The sequence below is a fragment of the Croceicoccus hydrothermalis genome, assembly GCF_022378335.1.
GTDB classification, from domain to species: Bacteria; Pseudomonadota; Alphaproteobacteria; order Sphingomonadales; family Sphingomonadaceae; genus Croceicoccus; species Croceicoccus hydrothermalis.
Genome location: NZ_JAIQCI010000002.1, coordinates 93,187 through 110,056 on the forward strand (window position 1 = coordinate 93,187; position 16,870 = coordinate 110,056).

Sequence of the window (16,870 nt, forward strand, 5' to 3'; positions counted from 1 at the left end):
GACGAAACAACGCATGACGACAATGCCGGGTCGACACATACAGCCTTCGCGGCATGGCAAATGGGCATGGGCGCTCTCGGGCTCGATGCTGCTCGTCGCGTGCGGCGGCGGTGGCGGCATGACCAGCACGCCCGCACCGCCGCCGGCGCCTGCGCCGAGTCCCGCGCCAAGCCCCGAGCCGACGCCCAGTCCTACCCCTACGCCCAGTCCTACCCCTACGCCCAGTCCTACACCTGCGCCCAGTCCGACGCCCACACCTACACCTACACCTACACCTACACCTACACCGACGCCGACGCCGACGCCGACACCTACGCCTACGCCTACGCCAACCTTCACGCCGGTGCCGACCAATTTCGATACGGCGGAATATCGCCGCTCGGACGGGCCGGAGCAGCATAATGTCATCGCCGCCTGGCAAAAGGGCGTGACCGGCAAGGGCGTCGCGATCGGAATCGTCGATACCGGCATCGATCCGGACAATCCGGAATTTGCCGGGCGCCTGTCCGCCGCATCCGCCGATGTTGCCGGCAATCGCGTGCTGGAATCGGAAGATGGGCATGGGACACAGGTCGCGCTGATTGCGGCGGCGGCGCGCAACGATACAGGCGTCGTCGGCATTGCATATGATGCGACGATCATCGCGCTGCGCGCCGACACGCCGGGCAGCTGCGCCACCGAAGATCCCGAGGATCCCTCGACCGGCTGCACCTTCGGCGACCGAGCCATCGCCGCCGGGATCGATCGCGCCGCCGATGCGGGCGCGCGGGTGGTCAATCTCTCGCTCGGCGGGGGCAGGGCGGGGCGCGAGGTGCGCGACGCGGTGGCGCGTGCGGCGGCCATGGGCGTCGTCGTGGTCGTGTCCGCGGGCAATGACGGTGCTTCCACCGATGCGGATATCGATCCGGACAATCCCGATCCCTTTGCTACCGATACGTTGAGCGGGGCGCCCGCCAATGTCATCATCGCCGGGTCGGTCGATGCCGACAATCGCATTTCGGATTTCAGCAACCGGGCCGGCAGTTTCGCGGCGTCGTTTCTCTCCGCGCGGGGCGGGCGCGTGTGCTGCGTCTATGAAAACGGGGAGGTTTTCACGACCGAAGAGGACGGCACGAGCTTCGTCTATGTCGTGTCGGGCACCAGCTTTGCCGCGCCGCAGATTTCGGGCGCCGTGGCCTTGCTTGCGCAGGCGTTTCCCAACCTTTCGGGCGACCGGATCGTCGAGATCCTGCTCAACAGTGCGCGCGATCTGGGCGATCCGGGTGCCGATGCGATCTATGGCCGCGGGCTGCTCGACATCGCGGCTGCCTTCGCGCCGCAGGGGGCGACCACGCTCGCCGGTTCCGCCACACCGGTCAGCCTTAGCGACATTGGCGGGACCACCGGCACGGCGATGGGCGATGCGGCCGGGCGGGCCCGGATCGGCGCGGTGATCCTCGATGGATATGACCGCGCCTATGCGATGGATTTCGCCGCCTCGTTAAAAGGGTCTTCGCCGACGCCGCGCCTGCACCGTGCGATGGCCGGGGCGACGCGCAATCTGTCGTTCGATGCCGGGAACCTGGCGCTGGGCTTCACCATATCGGACGACGCGACACGGGCGCCCGACCCGGTATCGCGCCTGACCCTGAACGAGGAGCAGGCCCGGCAGGCACAGGTCCTCGCCGCGCGCATGTCGGCACGGCTCGCGCCAGACACGAAGATCGCCGTCGGTTTCCGGCAAGGCGCCGAGGGATTGCAGGCGATGCTGCAAGGTGCGCAGCAGCCCGCCTTCATGATCGCGGGCGATGCGCGGGGTGAGCTTGGCGTGATCGCGCGCACCGATGCTGCGCTCGCCTTGCGACGCGAACTCGGCGATTTCGGCCTCACGCTCAGCGCGGAGGGCGGCACCTTGTGGCAGATGCCCGACCGCGATGCGTTGCGCGACACGCGCCTGCGGCCCGACCGTATGACCCGCTTTGCCGCGACGCTCGACCGGCGATGGAAGGATGTCGACCTCGGCCTCTCGCTCGGCTGGATGGCGGAGGATCGCACCATTCTGGGCAGCCGTTTTCACGCGGCATTGGGGCAGGGCGGCGCCGATAGCATGATGCTGGATGGCGGGTTCGGCTGGAACATTGGCGATCGCTGGCGGCTCGGCGGCGGTTATCGGCATACCTTTACCCATGCCCGCGAATCGGGCGCGGTGGCGCAAGGCTCGCGCCTGTCCGCCAATGCATGGAACGTGGATCTGGAACGGCGGGGCGTCCTCGGATCGGGCGATGCGCTGGCCCTTCGCGTATCGCAACCACTGCGCGTGACGGGCGGGGGCGTGCGTTTCAACCTGCCCGTGTCGTGGGATTACGACCGCGAGGAGGCGATTTTCGGCATTCGTACACTCGCGCTTGCACCGACGGGGCGGGAAATCGCGACCGAAATTGCGTGGCGCGGGCACACCGTGCTGGGCGATGTGGCGGCGAGCCTTTATTACAGGACCGATCCCTGCCATATCGCCGGTTTCCCCGCGGACAGGGGCGTCGCGATGCGATGGTCGCGCCGCTTCTGATCCGCCAGAAACGCGGCGTGGAACGAGCTCAGGCTCGATTGCCGTCTTCGGTCAATTCGCGCACGAACCGGACCAGCCCCGTCTGACGCGCGCGGCGCAGGCGTTCCGCCTCCAGAATCTGTCGGACCTGGCGGTAACACTCATCGATATCGTCATTGACGACGACATATTGGTAATCGTGCCAATGGCTGATTTCGGCGCGCGCACGTTCCATGCGGGCCTCGATGACCTGCGGGTCGTCCGTGGCCCGCGCGGTCAGCCGGCGGCGCAATTCGTCGATGCTGGGCGGCAGGATGAAGACCGGCACGACGTCCGCCTCGGCCCGCTGATGCAATTGCTGCGTCCCTTGCCAATCGATGTCGAAAAGGAAATCCTGCCCTTCCTTCAATCCCGCCCAGATGTGCGATTTTGGCGTGCCGTAGCTGTGGCCGAAAACATGCGCCCATTCCAGAAATGCGCTGTCGTCGATCATCGCATCGAATTTTTCGCGGGTGACGAAATGGTAATCGCGGCCATCGACCTCGCCCGGCCGCATGGGGCGCGTCGTCGCCGATACCGAGAGGGCAAGCGCGGGATCCGCGGCGAGCAGCTTTCGCGCGATCGTCGTCTTGCCGGCGCCGGAGGGCGAGGACAGGATGAACATCAAGCCCCGGCGTTGCAGGGCGGGGCGTTCGTGCAGGCCGGTGGCGGGCGAGTCTGAAGTTCTGTCCATGGCGGCAGATGCGCGCCATGGGCCACTCCGGTCAAGCCGGGACAGCCCTCATGCCGAAATTGGGGGACGAAAAAACGCGGGGCGATCAGCTTTTGGAGCGCCCTTCGCGAATCTGCTTGCGCACCTGTTTGCGGCCCTCGCGCTTGGCATCGCCGCCACGGGCGCGGTCGAAGATCGTCTTGGCGACAAGACCGCCGCCCACGGCAAGCGCGCCGGGAACCGAGCTTGTCGCGACACGGGCGAGCACGGCGGAGGACAGCATGCGCGGAAGCGAGCGGCCCTTGACCACCTTGTCGGCGGCATTGTCGTTGTAGCGCACCTTCAAAAGCTGTTTTTCCGCAACGCGCCGGGTGATCCGGCCCACCCCGCGAAGGACGATGTCGGTGATGATCAGATTGGTCATCGGGTTCGGGCTGATACCCGGAAGGCGGCGACGTTTTGCCATGGAAATTCCTCGCTGTTCAAATCAGGGCTGATAAACTCTGGCCCCACAGCGAAAACGCGTCGAGCCCCCTATTTCTTCTTTCCGAAATCGACGGTCACGACATTGGAGCCGTCATCGTCATCGGTCGTATCGTCAACGCCCGGATTGCCGCCCTGTTCCGCATTGGCGTCGGGGCCGCGGATCGCGTCATTGTTCGCATCCTCATGGGGTTCGGGTTCCGCATCGTTCCCGACGGGCTGAAACTGAAGACCGAAATCGACCGCCGGATCGACGAAAGCGGTAATCGCGGCATAGGGGATGACCAGCTTGGCCGGTATCTGGTTGAAGCTCAGCCCGACGGAGAAATAATCGTCGGCGACGACCAGATCCCAGAACTTGTTCTGCAGCACGATGGTCATCTCATCGGGAAAGCGCGCGCGCAGATGGCCGGGAATGTCGACGCCGGGCGCCTGCGATTTGAAGGTGATGTAGAAATGATGCCCGCCGGGCAGGACGCTGCCATTGGCTTGCACCTGTCCCAATACGCGGCCCACGACGGCGCGCAGGGCTTCCTGCACGATTTCGTCATAGGGGATCATGCTGTCTGGCGGGGTCTGTGTCATGCATGCTGAATTGGCAACCCGTCCGCCTCCGGTCAAGCGGCAAAACAGGTTGCGCCGCCTGTCCGCGTGCCTATAGCGGGCGCATGCGGACAGGCCATATCAAGCGCAAGACCCACGAAACCGACATCGACGTTTCGGTCGATCTCGATGGTACCGGGCTTTACGACATTTCGACCGGCATCGGTTTTCTCGATCACATGGTGGAGCAATTCTCCCGCCATTCGCTGATCGATGTGCGGATGCGGATCGATGGCGACCTGCATGTCGATCAGCATCACACGGTTGAGGACAGCGCCATCGCTTTGGGACAAGCGCTCGACCAGGCGCTCTCCGACCGCAAGGGGATCAGCCGTTACGGCACCGCCTATTCGCCGATGGACGAAACGCTGGCGCGGGTGGCGCTCGACATTTCGGGGCGGCCCTATCTTGTCTGGAAGGCGGGTTTTTCGCAGAGTCGGCTGGGCGAGATGGATACGGAGCTGTTCGACCACTGGTTCCATTCGGTGTCGCAGGCGTGCGGCATCACCCTGCATATCGAGCTGCTCTACGGGCAGAACAATCACCACATCATCGAGGCGATCTACAAGGGTTTCGCCCGCGCCATGCGACAGGCAGTCGAAATCGACCCGCGCAAGGCCGATGCCGTCCCCTCGACCAAGGGGATGCTCGGCTCCGGCACGCTGGAGGTCTGACGCGGTGGGCGGGCATCTCGCTCTCATCGATTATGGCGCGGGCAATCTGCATTCGGTCGCCAATGCGCTGAAAGCCGCGGGCGCCGGCGATATCCGCATCACCGCCGATCCCGAAACCGTCCGCGATGCCGAACGCGTCGTGTTGCCCGGCGTCGGCGCGTTCGGGGCGTGCGCCAATGCCCTTCGCGGCATCGACGGTATGGTCGCCGCGATGGAGGAGCGCGTCCTGTCCGGCGGCGCCCCGTTCCTCGGCATTTGCGTGGGGATGCAATTGCTCGCCACGCGCGGGGTCGAACGCGGCGTGCATGACGGGCTCGACTGGATCGGCGGGGAGGTCCGCGCCATCGCCGTGACCGACCCGGCGATCAAGGTGCCGCACATGGGGTGGAACGACGTCGCGCCGATGCGGCACAAGGGCGGCGCCGAGCTGATCGAGGTGGGCGAGGCCTATTTCCTCCACAGCTATCATTTCGCGGCGGACGAAGGCAGCGATATTGCGGCGCTGACCGATCATGGCGGGGCGATTACCGCGGCAGTGGCGCGCGACAATCTGCTCGGCGTGCAGTTCCACCCGGAAAAGAGCCAGCGTTACGGCATAGCGCTGCTCGAACGTTTTCTCGACTGGCGGCCCTGAAGCCGGATTGCACCGGGAACCGCCACGCTCGCCGATCCTTTGCCAAGGCGAAGGAGAATTTCCCGCATGATCGACACAACCACGCAGACGAACCCGTCCGATGCACACACCGCCCGCACCCCGATCAAAGGGCGAAAGGCCATCGTCACGGGCGGCACCACCGGTATCGGGCGCGCGATTGCGGTGCTGCTCGCCTCGGAAGGGGCGGAGGTGTTCATCTGCGGCCGGGACGAGGACCACCTTGCCGACGCGCTCGCCCGCATTGCCGAGGTGGGCACCGGCCATGGCATCGCCTGCGATCTCGCGACGAAGGACGGGCTGAATCGCTTTTACCGCGAAGCGGAGGCGACCTTGGGCGGCTATGATATTGCCGTGCTGAACGCGGCGGCGGGCTATGGCGGCCTGACCGACGTGGACGAGGATGAACTGCGCTACGCCATTGCGCAGGATTTCACGCAATACGCGATCGGCGCGCACAAGGCGGTGCACCACATGCGCGATCACGGCGATATCGTGATGATCGGCAGCTATGCGGTGCATAAGCTGGGTGGCGGATCGGCGATCTATTCCGGCATAAAATCGGGCATTCACGGTTTTGCAGAAGCGCTGCGCCGCGAGGTTTCGCAGGACGGGATCAAGGTCACGCTGATCGTGCCGGCGCTCACCGGATCGGACATGCAGACCCCGGACATTCCGCCCGAAAAACAGGCCGAACGCATCAACGAGCATACCATGATGCGGGCCGAGGACATCGCCGTCGGCGTTCATTTCGCCCTGACGCAGCCGCGCCGCACCGTGGTGCAGGAAATGGTGCTGGTGCAGCGCGACACCGATGCCTGATTACGACACCGACCGGCTGGTCTTCGCGCCTGGAGACGTGGATCTGTGTCGCTCGCCGATGGCGGGGGCGTTCGATGCCGAAACCTACGTGCTGGGTGCGTTCAATCCGGGGATGACGCGGCTTCCCAATGGCAATCTGTTGTTGATGGTGCGGGTGGCCGAGGCGCTTCGTCACCCGAATCACGATGGCCATATCCGCGCGATCCGCTGGGAGGACGGGACCTACCGGCTCGACGCATGGCCGCTCTCCGAGGTGGATACCGCCGATCCGCGCAAGTTCATGGTGCCGGGCGGCGGGTGGAAGGTGATGGCCCTGACCAGCCTGTCCTGGCTCCTGCCGGTGGAATTGTCCGCGGACGGGTTGCAGGTGGTCGCCGTCCATTACGACCGCGCCATTGGGCCTGCCGCCGACTATCAATGCTACGGCGTGGAGGATGCGCGCATTTCGTGCGTGGAAGGGCGCTATTACATGACGACCTGCTCCGTTTCGCCGGAGCGGCATTCGACCACGCTCTATACCTCCGAAAACGCGCTGGACTGGACGCTGGAGGGGATCGTCCTCGATCATCAGAACAAGGACATGCTGATCTTCGAAGGGCACGTCGATGGCAAGTTCTGGGCACAGACGCGGCCGCTGGGCGATCTCTATTTCGCCTATCCGCCGGGAAGCGAATGGCGCGCCGGCCCGTCGATCAACCTGTCCAGCAGCCCCGACGCGCTGCATTGGAAACCATATGAAAAGCCCGGCATCCGCCCCCATGCCGCGACGATCGCGACCGCGCGCATGGGCGGGGGGACGCCGCCGATCCTCACCGAAATCGCCGGCATGCGCGGCTGGCTCTCGCTCTGGCACGGGGTGGAGCCTAAGGGCATCGTCGGCACCTATCGCACCTACTGGTCGCTGCTCGATCCCGATGATCCGTCCCGCACGCTCGCGACGCAGCACGAGCCTTTGATCGAGGCGAATGGCGCGCTCACGCAGCCGCTGTCCGACGCGATGTATATCGACGATGTCGTGTTCACCACAGGGATCGCCGATGCGGGCGACCATTTTGTGGTGGCGTCGGGGGAGGCGGATCTCGCCTGCCGCATCACCCATGTGCCCAAGGGTGCTTTTCGTCCCGCATAGACGGTGCTACGCGCTCCTTCCATGATCGTATTTCCCGCAATCGACCTCAAGGGTGGGCAGGTCGTCCGCCTTGCCGAGGGCGACATGAACCGCGCCACCGTTTACGGCGACGACCCCGCCGCGCAGGCCCGTCTCTTTGCCGAGGCTGGCGCCATGCACCTGCATGTCGTCGACCTCGACGGCGCGTTCGCAGGGGAGGCCCGCAACCGCGAGGCGGTGGAAAGCATCGTCGCCGATTTTCCCGGCCATGTGCAGCTTGGCGGCGGCATCCGCACCCCCGCGGCGGTGGAGGGGTGGTTCGACCTCGGCGTATCGCGCATCGTCATCGGCACGGCGGCACTGACCGATCCCGATTTCGTGAAGGACATGGCCCGCGAATACCCCGGCGGCATCGTCGTCGCGGTTGATGCACGTGACGGGATGGTGGCGACGGCGGGATGGGCCGATGTGTCCGACGTGCCGATCGCCGACATGGCTAGGAGGTTCGAGGATGCGGGCGTGGCCTCGCTCCTGTTCACCGACATCGGGCGGGACGGCCTGCTCAACGGTTGCAACATCGACGCGACGGTCGAGCTTGCGCGCAGCAGCAGCCTGCCCGTCATCGCCAGCGGCGGGGTGAAGGGGATCGACGATATTCGCATGCTGTCCCTCCATGCCGATGTCGGGATCGAGGGGGTCATCACAGGCCGCGCGATCTATGACGGGCGGCTCGACCTTGCCGCCGCGTTGCAGATCGCGGCCAGGAGCGAGGAGCGCGGATGACCGTCCGGGTTCGCGTCATCCCGTGCCTCGACGTGGCGAATGGCCGCGTGGTGAAGGGGGTGAATTTCGTCGATCTGGTCGATGCGGGCGATCCGGTCGAACAGGCGCGCGCCTATGACGCGGCGGGGGCGGACGAATTGTGTTTCCTCGACATTTCGGCCAGCCACGAGGGGCGCGGCACGCTGATCGACATGGTGCGCCGCACGGCGGAGGTGTGCTTCATGCCGCTCACCGTCGGGGGCGGCGTGCGCGGGGCGGAGGATGCGCGCGCCTTGTTGCTCGCCGGTGCGGACAAGGTCGCGGTCAATTCCGCCGCCGTGTCCCGGCCGGAAGTCGTGAGCGAGATCGCCGAACGTTTCGGCAGCCAGTGCATCGTCGCCAGCGTGGACGCGCGGCTTGTGGATAAACGCGGTGATAATTTCGGGGAAAAGCGGTGGGAAATCTTCACCCACGGCGGTCGCAAAGCAACGGGCATCGACGCGATCGACCATGCGCGGCGGCTCGCCGATCTGGGCGCGGGCGAATTGCTTGTCACCTCGATGGATGGCGACGGGACCAAGCGGGGCTACGATCTCGACCTTACCCGCGCGATTGCCGATGCGGTGGGCGTTCCCGTGATCGCGAGCGGGGGTGTCGGCACGCTCGGCCATCTTGTCGAGGGTGTGACGAAAGGCCATGCGAGCGCCGTGCTCGCCGCGTCGATCTTCCATTTCGGGCAGCATTCGATCGCAGAGGCGCATGACGCCCTGCGCGCCGCCGGCCTTCCGGCGCGGGGGTAGGCGGGCGTCGGGCACGTGGACGCCCTTTACGTCCAGGCCGCTTGCATTCCGCCGGGCAAATCGCCAATCCTGCCGCCATGTCCGAAATCACCCATCCCCATACGTTGAACCGGCTGGCCGCGACGATCGACGCGCGCAAGGGTGCCGACCCGTCTTCCAGCTATGTCGCCAAACTGCTTGCCGATGCGCCGGCTCTTCCCGCGCGCAAGCTGGGTGAGGAGGCGGTCGAGACGATTGTCGCCGCGCTCGCCGGTTCTGATGAGGAACTGATCGGGGAGGCGGCGGACGTGCTCTTCCATTTGTCGGTCGTGATGGCGGCGCGCGGCCTGTCGATCGGCGATGCGCTGACCGAGTTGGACCGTCGCGACGGCGTTTCGGGCATCGTGGAAAAGGCATCGCGCAGCGCAGCGCATCAAAGGAGCGAGGCATGACCCCCGTCGATCCCCACCAACCCTATGACGATGACAATATCTTCGCGAGAATCCTGCGCGGCGATCTGCCGTGCGAGAAGGTGTATGAGGATGACTGGGCGTTCGCCTTTCACGACATCGCGCCGGTCGCCGATACGCATGTGCTCGTCCTTCCCAAGGGTCGCTATGTCAGCTGGGACGATTTCAGCGCGAACGCGAGCGCGGAGGAAATCGCGGGTTTCGTCCGCGCCGTCGGCACCGTGGCGCGCGATCTCGATCTCGTCGATGCGGGCTACCGGCTCATCAACAATATCGGCAAGGATGGCGGGCAGATCGTGCCGCATCTTCACGTTCACCTCCTCGGCGGGCGGGCCATGGGGCCTATGCTGTCTGCAAACTGAACGGATACACGGTAAATTCGCGTCGGGGCGTCATTAAGTTTCTTGTCGCCCCGATGGCCTCCCGGCTATGACCGCGGCCATGGATCATCGCCTGCCCGAACCTGCGACCGGAAACATGCACGATGGCGTGCATTATTACGCCGTGCGCGTTTTTTTCGAGGATACCGACCTTTCCGGCGTGGTCTATCACGCAAACTATCTCCGCTGGTTCGAGCGGGCGCGGTCGGACCTTCTCGACCGGCTCGGCATCGATCAGCGCGCCGCCTTCGATGCGGGCGAGGGTGCCTATGCGGTGAGCGATCTTTCCATCCGCTATGCCGCGCCCGCCCGCCTTGGCGATACCGTCATGATCGAGACGCGCGCCGAAAAGATCGCCCGCGCTTCCTGCCGCCTGTCGCAACGCGCGTTGCGGGGTGCGGACCTGCTCTCGCAAATGTCCGTGCGGGTCGGCTTCGTCGCCCCGGACGGCCGCCCGCGCAGACAGCCCGGCGGCTGGATCGAGGCGTTCACAACGTTCGATACCCCTTCCCACAGCCCGAAAGAGGCCTGCTGAATGTTGCTCAATACCCTTGCCGCCGTGGCCGCCGCGCCGGCCGCACCGACGCGGCTGGATCCGCTCGAACTGTTTCTCCAGGCCGATATCGTGGTGCAGATCGTGATGGCGGGGCTGATCCTCGCCTCGATCTGGGTGTGGGCGATCATCGTGTCCTTTTTGCTCAAGATCGGACGCCTCGACGCGCAGAACCGCCGGTTCGAAAAGGCGTTCTGGCGCGCCGACGATGTCGAGGCGATGGTGACGGGCGACAACAAGCCGGTGCCATCGCGCACGGTCGCCGCCGCCGGGCTTGCCGAATGGCGGCGGTCCACGCGCGACGGCGTGCGGGACAAGGATGGCCTGCGTCAGCGGCTCTCCGCAACGCTCGACAGCGCGGTCACGGCGGAAAGCGACAGGCTCGCCGCCCGGCTGAATTTCCTCGCCACGGTGGGGTCGGTCGCGCCGTTCGTCGGCCTGTTCGGCACGGTGTGGGGCATCATGAACAGCTTTTTCCAGATCGGCGCCCAGGCCAGCACCAGCCTTGCCGTCGTCGCGCCCGGCATTTCGGAGGCTTTGTTCGCCACCGCCATCGGGCTTTTCGCCGCGATCCCGGCGGTCATTGCCTACAACCGTTTCTCGTTCCGCGTGAACGGGTTCGAAACGCGGCTCTACCGCTTTGCCGACCGGTTCAACGCCTCGCTCAGCCGCGAGCTGGAGAGCATGTGACATGGGCGTGAAACTCGCATCCCCGTCGGGCGGGCGGGGCCGGCGCGGGCGCGGCGGGCGCACGCCCATGGCCGAAATCAACGTGACGCCGATGGTCGACGTCATGCTGGTGCTGCTCATCATCTTCATGGTGGCGGCGCCGTTGCTCGCCGCCGGGGTGCCGGTGAATCTTCCCGACAGCCAGGCCGATGCCCTGCCCAGCGACAACGAACCGCTTACCGTCTCGCTCGACGAGCAGGGCCGCATTTTCATCGACGAGGAGCGCATTCCCGCCGGCGCCTTTTCCGAACGTGTCGCGCTGTTCCTGCCCGGCGGCGGGGAGGCGCCCCCGGTCGTGCTGCGCGCGGATCGCGGGCTTGATTACGGGCGTGTCGTGGCGGTGATGGGTGCGCTCAACAACGCCGGTTTCCGTCAGATTTCGCTGGTCACCAACGGTTCATCGGAAAGCCCATAGCCCATGGCGACGATGACGCCGACAACTCCACCTCTTGACGATGGCGAGGCCTCTGGCTTTGGTCGGGAGGACAGGGCTGGCCTTGGCATCGCCATCGCAGCACACGGCGCCGTGCTGGCCGGACTGCTGCTTTTTGCCAAGGATCCTCCGCCCGTCCCGGTCGATATTCCCGAACCGATCACCGTAACCGTTTCGGAAGAGATCGCGCTGGAGTCCGTTTCTCCGAACCCGGCCGCCAATCCGGCGCGGTCCGTGGCGGAACAACTCGGCGATCCGACCCCGCCCGCGCCATCGGTGGTGGAACCGCTTCCAGCGCCGCTCCCGCCCAGGATCGAGCAACCCCCGCCGCAGCCGCAGCCGCGCCCGGAACCGCGCCCGCAGCCAAGGCCCGAACCAAGGCCGCAACCAAAGGCGGAGCCCAAGCCGCAGCCCAAGCCGCAGCCCAAGCCCGCACCCCGTGCCCCGGCGCGCGAGGCCCCGCGCGATCCCGCGCCCGCCCGCGGCAGCCGCCTCGGCAGCGATTTCCTCGCCGGGACGGGCGGCAGCGGGCAGGACCGTCAACAGCCCGCGCAAAAGGCCGGCCCGCTCACCGCATCGGCGCTGTCCTCCGCCATATCGCGCCAGCTGCGCCCGCATTGGAGCGCGCCGCAGGGCGTCGACGCGGAAAAGCTGGTGACGGTGCTGTCGTGGGAAATGAACCGCGACGGCAGCGTGCGCGGACGGCCGCGCGTCGTGTCGCAATCGGGCGTGACCGACGCGAACGAAGCGCAAAAGGACCGTCACGCCGAACTCGCCATTCGCGCGGTGCAGCTCGCCGCGCCTTTCGACCTGCCCGATGAATATTACGACACGTGGAAACGCGTGGATTCGTTCCGTTTCGACCGGAGATTGTAAGCATGCTGAAATCCGCCCTCTACGCCGCCAGCGCGGCGCTTGCCCTGATCGCCGCGCCGGTGTTTGCACAGGATGCACCGGCCGGCGGGCTGACCGGGTCGGTCTCGGATGAAAGCGAGTGGCAGGATCTTGGCATCGCGATCCCGGCGTTTGCGACCGATCGGGACGTATCGACGCCCGCCGCCCCGCGCACGACCGGGGCGCTGGGTCGCGAACTAGCCCGCGTGATCACCGCCGATCTCAAGAACAATGGCCTGTTCCGTCCTGTCGGCCCCGACGCGCTGCCGACCATCGCCTTTCGCGAGGCGACGGCCCCGCAATATGGCAAGTGGTCGCCGCTGGGCGCCGAAATGCTGGTTCACGGGTTCGTGAAGGCGGGCGCGGACAATCAGCTTACCTTGGGATGTTATCTGTACGACATCGGACTGCAACAGGAGCTGGCGCGCGAAGGCTATGTCGTGTCGCCCGCCGACTGGCGCCGGGCTGCGCACAAATGCGCCGACATGGTCTATTCGCGGCTTTCGGGCGAAGATCCGTTCTTCGACAGCCGCATCGCCTATATCGCCGAAACGGGTCCGAAGGATAACCGGGTGAAGCGGCTTGCAATCATGGATTCGGACGGCGCCAACCACAGCTTCATCACGAGCGGGAGCACGACCGCGCTCACCCCGCGCTATTCGCCCGATTATTCGAAGATCGCGTATCTGTCGTACAAGGACGGCAATCCGCGCATTTACATCTACGACATCGCATCGAAATCGCAGACGCTCGTGACGCAGAGCGGCAACCCGACCTTTGCACCGCGCTGGTCGCCCGACGGGCGGTACATCCTCTATTCCATGGCGGTGTCGGGCAATACCGACATCTACCGCGTGCCGGTCACCGGCGGACAGCCGCAGCGCCTCACCGATACGCCGGGGATCGACATCGGCGGTTCCTATTCCCCCGACGGGCGCCAGATCGTGTTCGAAAGCGACCGTTCCGGCAGTCAGCAGATCTATGTCATGAATGCCGACGGCACCGGACAGCGGCGGATCAGCTTTTTCGGCGGGCGCGCGGCGACCCCGGAGTGGAGCCCGCGCGGCGACCAGATCGCCTTCACGCACATTACCGGCAATTTCCGGATCGCCACGATGAGCCCCGGCGGCGGCAACCTGCGCCACCTTACCGACGCGTGGCAGGACGAGGCGCCGACGTGGAGCCCCAACGGCCGCATCATCCAGTTCTTCCGCACCACCCGCAACAGCGGCCAATCGGAACTGTGGCAGGTCGATCTCACCGGTGACAATCTGCGCCAGCTCGACACCCCGGTGGACGCGTCCGACCCGTCGTGGGGACCGGTTTTGCCTTAACAGCGTTGGTGTTGCATGACGGTGGCGCATCTGGCGCCATTCGATCGGCCGGCAACACCCGACCCCAATCCGATCATAGCAGAAGGAGCCTAAGACAATGCGCTTGATGAACCGCCCGAATCTTTCCCGCGCCGCGCTTTTGGCGTGCGGCACGCTCGCGCTTGCCGCGTGCAAGACCACGCCCGATGAATTGCCGCCCGAACCGGCGACGACGCCCGCGCCCGGTACCAGCTCCGGCAACGCGAACGCGAACACCGTCGCCCCCGGAAGCCAGCAGGATTTCGTGAATTCGGTCGCGTCGGATCGCGTGTTCTTCGACACCGACGAATTCAATATCGATTCCGCGGATCAGGCCACGCTGCGCAGCCAGGCCCAATGGCTGATGCAATATCCCAACAAGCGCATCACGATCGAGGGGCATGCCGACGAACGCGGTACCCGCGAATATAACCTCGCGCTTGGCGAACGCCGCGCCAATGCCGCGCGCAATTATCTCGTCAGCCTCGGCATTCCGGCCACTCGCATCACCACGGTGAGCTATGGCAAGGAGCGCCCGGTCGCCATGGGCTCGAACGAGCAGGCCTGGGCACAGAACCGCCGCGCCGTCACCGTCACGGTGCAGTAAAGCAGGGTCGATTTTCTCTCGCGATCTGGCTATTGCGATATGATGGCCAGATCGCGACGATCCGTAGACTGGGGTTTTCCCCGATGGCGCGGCTATGAAGCCGGGCGGGAGGCGCAGAACGTGCGCCTTTGCGACCGCGTGGGTTGCGACGAGCCGGGCGATTGCCCCGCGCCCAAATCCCCCAACAGCCCCGAACGCTGGTATTTCTGTCAGCCGCACGCCGCCGAATACAATCGCGGCTGGGATTATTTCGCCGGGCTTTCCGAAGAGGAAAAGGCCAAGCGTGCCGCGCGGGAACAGCGCGACAATGCGGGCTATCGCGAATCGGCGCATTATGGCTGGGCCGGGTCGGGCGATGGCACGCGCAGCGGCGACGAACTCCGCGCGCTGGAGGTGCTCGAACTCGATCCCGACGCCGATTTCGCCGCGATCAAGAAAGCGTGGCGCCTGCTCGCCAAGCGTGTGCATCCCGACGTGAAGCCGGGCGATCCCGAGGCGGCGAAGGAATTTCACCGCCTGCAACTCGCCTATGACGTGTTGAAGGCGGCAGAGGACCGGCGTCAGTGGCAACCGGACGCACCGCGTTGAACCGCATTTCGGTTGCGTGGGTTCGCACCCGGCACGGCGAGGGTTCTGCGCATTTGCCACGGTGGGGCGGCGGCGCTACGCTATGCCAATCGCGGCATTCCGGCACAGCGATTTACACCCCTCCATCAGTAAAACGGGACGCCCATGACGGATAATGGAATTTTGAACGCATCGCGACGCGGTGTCCTTGCCGGCGGGGTGGCGTCGGTCGCCATCGCAAGGACAATGCCCGTCGCGGCGCAGGGAGCGGGCACGTCCCGGCCTTCGCATCCCGCGCCGGCGCATATGGCGGTTGCGATGACGGTGAATGGAAAGCGGCGCGAGGTCGATGTCGACACGCGCACGACCCTGCTCGACACGCTGCGCGAACATCTGCACCTCACCGGAAGCAAGAAAGGCTGCGATCACGGGCAGTGCGGCGCGTGCACGGTGATGGTGAACGGCGAACGGGTGAACAGCTGTCTCAGCCTCGCCGTGATGCACGAAGGTGATGAGATCACCACGATCGAAGGGTTGGGCACGCCCGGCGATCTTCACGCCATGCAGGATGCCTTCGTTCGCCATGACGGCTATCAATGCGGATATTGCACGCCGGGGCAGATCTGCTCCGCCGTTGCGACGCTGAACGAGATCGCCCGCGACATTCCGAGCCATGTGACGGACGACCTTACCGGTGCGATCCGCCCGACCAACATGGAAATGCGCGAGCGGATGAGCGGGAATATCTGCCGCTGCGGCGCCTATGCCAACATCGCCGATGCCATGGCCGAAGTCGCGAAAGGCTAAATCATGCGAAGCTTTACCTACGAACGCGCCGCAACGCCGGCGGCCGCCGCCGCGAGCGTCGCGGCCCGGCCCGGCGCGAAATTCATCGCGGGCGGGACCAATCTGCTCGACCTCATGAAGCTGGAGATCGAGACGCCGGTGCATCTCGTCGATGTGCAGGACATCGGCCTCGACGCGGTCGAGGACACGGAAGAGGGCGGCCTGCGCATCGGCACGTTGGTCAGCAATACGGCGCTGTCGGCGCATCCGCGGGTGCGGCGCGATTATCCCGTGCTGACCCGCGCGATACAGGCCGGCGCGAGTGGGCAGTTGCGCAACAAGGCGACGACCGGCGGCAATCTGCTGCAACGCACGCGATGTTCCTATTTCTACGACACCAACATGCCGTGCAACAAGCGCGATCCCGGCAGCGGGTGCGCAGGGATCAACGGACATTCGCGGCAGCTGGGCGTGATCGGTACGTCGGATGCGTGCATCGCGACCTATCCCGGCGATATGGCCGTGGCGATGCGCGTTCTCGACGCGACTGTGGAAACGATGCGCCCCGACGGGCGGGCGCGGTCCATTCCGCTGGGCGAATTTCACCGGTTGTGGGGCGATACGCCGCATGTCGAAACCGTGCTGGATCCGGGCGAGATCATCACCCATGTCGTGCTTCCCCCGCCGCCGCCCGGCCGGCACTTTTACGAGAAAGTGCGCGACCGTGCGTCCTATGCCTTTGCGCTGGTGTCGGTTGCGGCCGTCATCGCCCCCGATGGCACCGGGCGCGTCGCATTCGGCGGGGTCGCGCCGCGGCCGTGGCGCATGGCGGCGGCCGATGCCGCCCTGCCGCAGGGGGCGGGCGCGGTGATCGCCGCGGCCTTCGCCGATGCGCGCCCGACCGAGGACAATCGTTTCAAGATCAAACTGGCCGAACGCACGCTCGCCGGCGTTCTTTCCCAATTGCGGAGCTGAACACC

Annotated in this window: 22 protein-coding genes; 19 read left to right on the forward strand and 3 right to left on the reverse strand. The window is 65.8% G+C overall.

Features of this window, described 5'->3' with window-relative positions:
• The first annotated feature begins 66 nt into the window (after window positions 1-66).
• Window positions 67-402: a hypothetical protein gene (locus K4G67_RS01430; protein WP_239804629.1), complete on the forward strand. Its 336-nt coding sequence runs from the start codon at window positions 67-69 to the stop codon at window positions 400-402.
• A complete protein-coding gene (locus K4G67_RS01435) occupies window positions 344-2,545 on the forward strand; it encodes a S8 family peptidase (RefSeq protein WP_239804630.1) in 2,202 nt (733 codons plus the stop codon). Before K4G67_RS01430 ends, K4G67_RS01435 begins: the two co-directional genes overlap by 59 nt.
• A 28-nt stretch (window positions 2,546-2,573) precedes the next feature.
• Here the strand turns inward: K4G67_RS01435 and gmk are convergent, their stop codons facing one another.
• The 3 genes from gmk to K4G67_RS01450 form a co-directional block, all read right to left on the reverse strand.
• Complete coding sequence (gmk, locus tag K4G67_RS01440) at window positions 2,574-3,257, reverse strand: guanylate kinase (RefSeq protein ID WP_239804631.1); 684 nt, start codon at window positions 3,255-3,257, stop codon at window positions 2,574-2,576.
• Window positions 3,258-3,342: 85 nt separating this feature from the next.
• Window positions 3,343-3,702 (reverse strand): hypothetical protein, encoded by a 360-nt coding sequence (locus K4G67_RS01445; protein ID WP_239804632.1) that lies wholly within the window; start codon window positions 3,700-3,702, stop codon window positions 3,343-3,345.
• 68 nt (window positions 3,703-3,770) lie between these two features.
• Window positions 3,771-4,304 (reverse strand): SspB family protein, encoded by a 534-nt coding sequence (locus tag K4G67_RS01450; protein WP_239804633.1) that lies wholly within the window; start codon window positions 4,302-4,304, stop codon window positions 3,771-3,773.
• Between the two features lie 83 nt (window positions 4,305-4,387).
• Here K4G67_RS01450 and hisB point away from each other — a divergent pair, with 83 nt between their 5' ends.
• From hisB to K4G67_RS01535, 17 genes are all read left to right on the forward strand, one after another.
• Window positions 4,388-4,996: an imidazoleglycerol-phosphate dehydratase HisB gene (hisB, locus tag K4G67_RS01455; RefSeq protein WP_239804634.1), complete on the forward strand. Its 609-nt coding sequence runs from the start codon at window positions 4,388-4,390 to the stop codon at window positions 4,994-4,996.
• 4 nt (window positions 4,997-5,000) lie between these two features.
• Window positions 5,001-5,630, forward strand: coding sequence for an imidazole glycerol phosphate synthase subunit HisH (gene hisH, locus K4G67_RS01460; RefSeq protein ID WP_239804635.1), 630 nt, complete (start codon window positions 5,001-5,003; stop codon window positions 5,628-5,630).
• 66 nt (window positions 5,631-5,696) lie between these two features.
• Entirely contained in the window at window positions 5,697-6,470 is a 774-nt protein-coding gene (locus tag K4G67_RS01465) for an SDR family oxidoreductase (RefSeq protein WP_239804636.1), read from the forward strand.
• Window positions 6,463-7,599, forward strand: coding sequence for a glycoside hydrolase family 130 protein (locus tag K4G67_RS01470; RefSeq protein WP_239804637.1), 1,137 nt, complete (start codon window positions 6,463-6,465; stop codon window positions 7,597-7,599). The genes K4G67_RS01465 and K4G67_RS01470 overlap by 8 nt, the downstream gene beginning before the upstream one ends.
• A 21-nt stretch (window positions 7,600-7,620) precedes the next feature.
• Entirely contained in the window at window positions 7,621-8,361 is a 741-nt protein-coding gene (hisA, locus tag K4G67_RS01475; protein ID WP_239804638.1) for a 1-(5-phosphoribosyl)-5-[(5-phosphoribosylamino)methylideneamino]imidazole-4-carboxamide isomerase, read from the forward strand.
• Window positions 8,358-9,140 carry an imidazole glycerol phosphate synthase subunit HisF gene (hisF, locus tag K4G67_RS01480; protein ID WP_239804639.1) on the forward strand — a complete coding sequence of 261 codons (783 nt, stop codon included), beginning with the start codon at window positions 8,358-8,360 and terminating at the stop codon, window positions 9,138-9,140. Before hisA ends, hisF begins: the two co-directional genes overlap by 4 nt.
• A gap of 77 nt (window positions 9,141-9,217) precedes the next feature.
• Window positions 9,218-9,571 carry a phosphoribosyl-ATP diphosphatase gene (locus K4G67_RS01485; RefSeq protein ID WP_239804640.1) on the forward strand — a complete coding sequence of 118 codons (354 nt, stop codon included), beginning with the start codon at window positions 9,218-9,220 and terminating at the stop codon, window positions 9,569-9,571.
• A complete protein-coding gene (locus tag K4G67_RS01490) occupies window positions 9,568-9,951 on the forward strand; it encodes an HIT domain-containing protein (protein ID WP_239804641.1) in 384 nt (127 codons plus the stop codon). Before K4G67_RS01485 ends, K4G67_RS01490 begins: the two co-directional genes overlap by 4 nt.
• 67 nt (window positions 9,952-10,018) lie before the next feature.
• Complete coding sequence (locus K4G67_RS01495) at window positions 10,019-10,504, forward strand: YbgC/FadM family acyl-CoA thioesterase (protein ID WP_420829973.1); 486 nt, start codon at window positions 10,019-10,021, stop codon at window positions 10,502-10,504.
• Entirely contained in the window at window positions 10,505-11,212 is a 708-nt protein-coding gene (tolQ, locus tag K4G67_RS01500; protein ID WP_239804642.1) for a protein TolQ, read from the forward strand.
• A gap of 1 nt (window position 11,213) precedes the next feature.
• On the forward strand, window positions 11,214-11,666 hold the full coding sequence (locus tag K4G67_RS01505) for an ExbD/TolR family protein (protein WP_239804643.1): 453 nt from the start codon (window positions 11,214-11,216) through the stop codon (window positions 11,664-11,666).
• A 12-nt stretch (window positions 11,667-11,678) separates the two neighbouring features.
• A complete protein-coding gene (locus K4G67_RS01510) occupies window positions 11,679-12,560 on the forward strand; it encodes a hypothetical protein (RefSeq protein WP_239804644.1) in 882 nt (293 codons plus the stop codon).
• Between the two features lie 2 nt (window positions 12,561-12,562).
• A complete protein-coding gene (gene tolB, locus K4G67_RS01515) occupies window positions 12,563-13,912 on the forward strand; it encodes a Tol-Pal system beta propeller repeat protein TolB (protein WP_239804645.1) in 1,350 nt (449 codons plus the stop codon).
• A 106-nt stretch (window positions 13,913-14,018) separates the two neighbouring features.
• Complete coding sequence (pal, locus tag K4G67_RS01520) at window positions 14,019-14,537, forward strand: peptidoglycan-associated lipoprotein Pal (RefSeq protein WP_239804752.1); 519 nt, start codon at window positions 14,019-14,021, stop codon at window positions 14,535-14,537.
• A gap of 42 nt (window positions 14,538-14,579) precedes the next feature.
• The gene (locus K4G67_RS01525) at window positions 14,580-15,125 is read left to right on the forward strand and encodes a J domain-containing protein (RefSeq protein ID WP_239804753.1); all 546 of its coding nucleotides are present in this window, start codon (window positions 14,580-14,582) and stop codon (window positions 15,123-15,125) included.
• Window positions 15,126-15,269: 144 nt separating this feature from the next.
• Window positions 15,270-15,911 (forward strand): aldehyde dehydrogenase iron-sulfur subunit PaoA, encoded by a 642-nt coding sequence (paoA, locus tag K4G67_RS01530; RefSeq protein ID WP_239804646.1) that lies wholly within the window; start codon window positions 15,270-15,272, stop codon window positions 15,909-15,911.
• Between the two features lie 3 nt (window positions 15,912-15,914).
• Complete coding sequence (locus K4G67_RS01535) at window positions 15,915-16,865, forward strand: FAD binding domain-containing protein (protein ID WP_239804647.1); 951 nt, start codon at window positions 15,915-15,917, stop codon at window positions 16,863-16,865.
• Window positions 16,866-16,870: the final 5 nt, after the last annotated feature.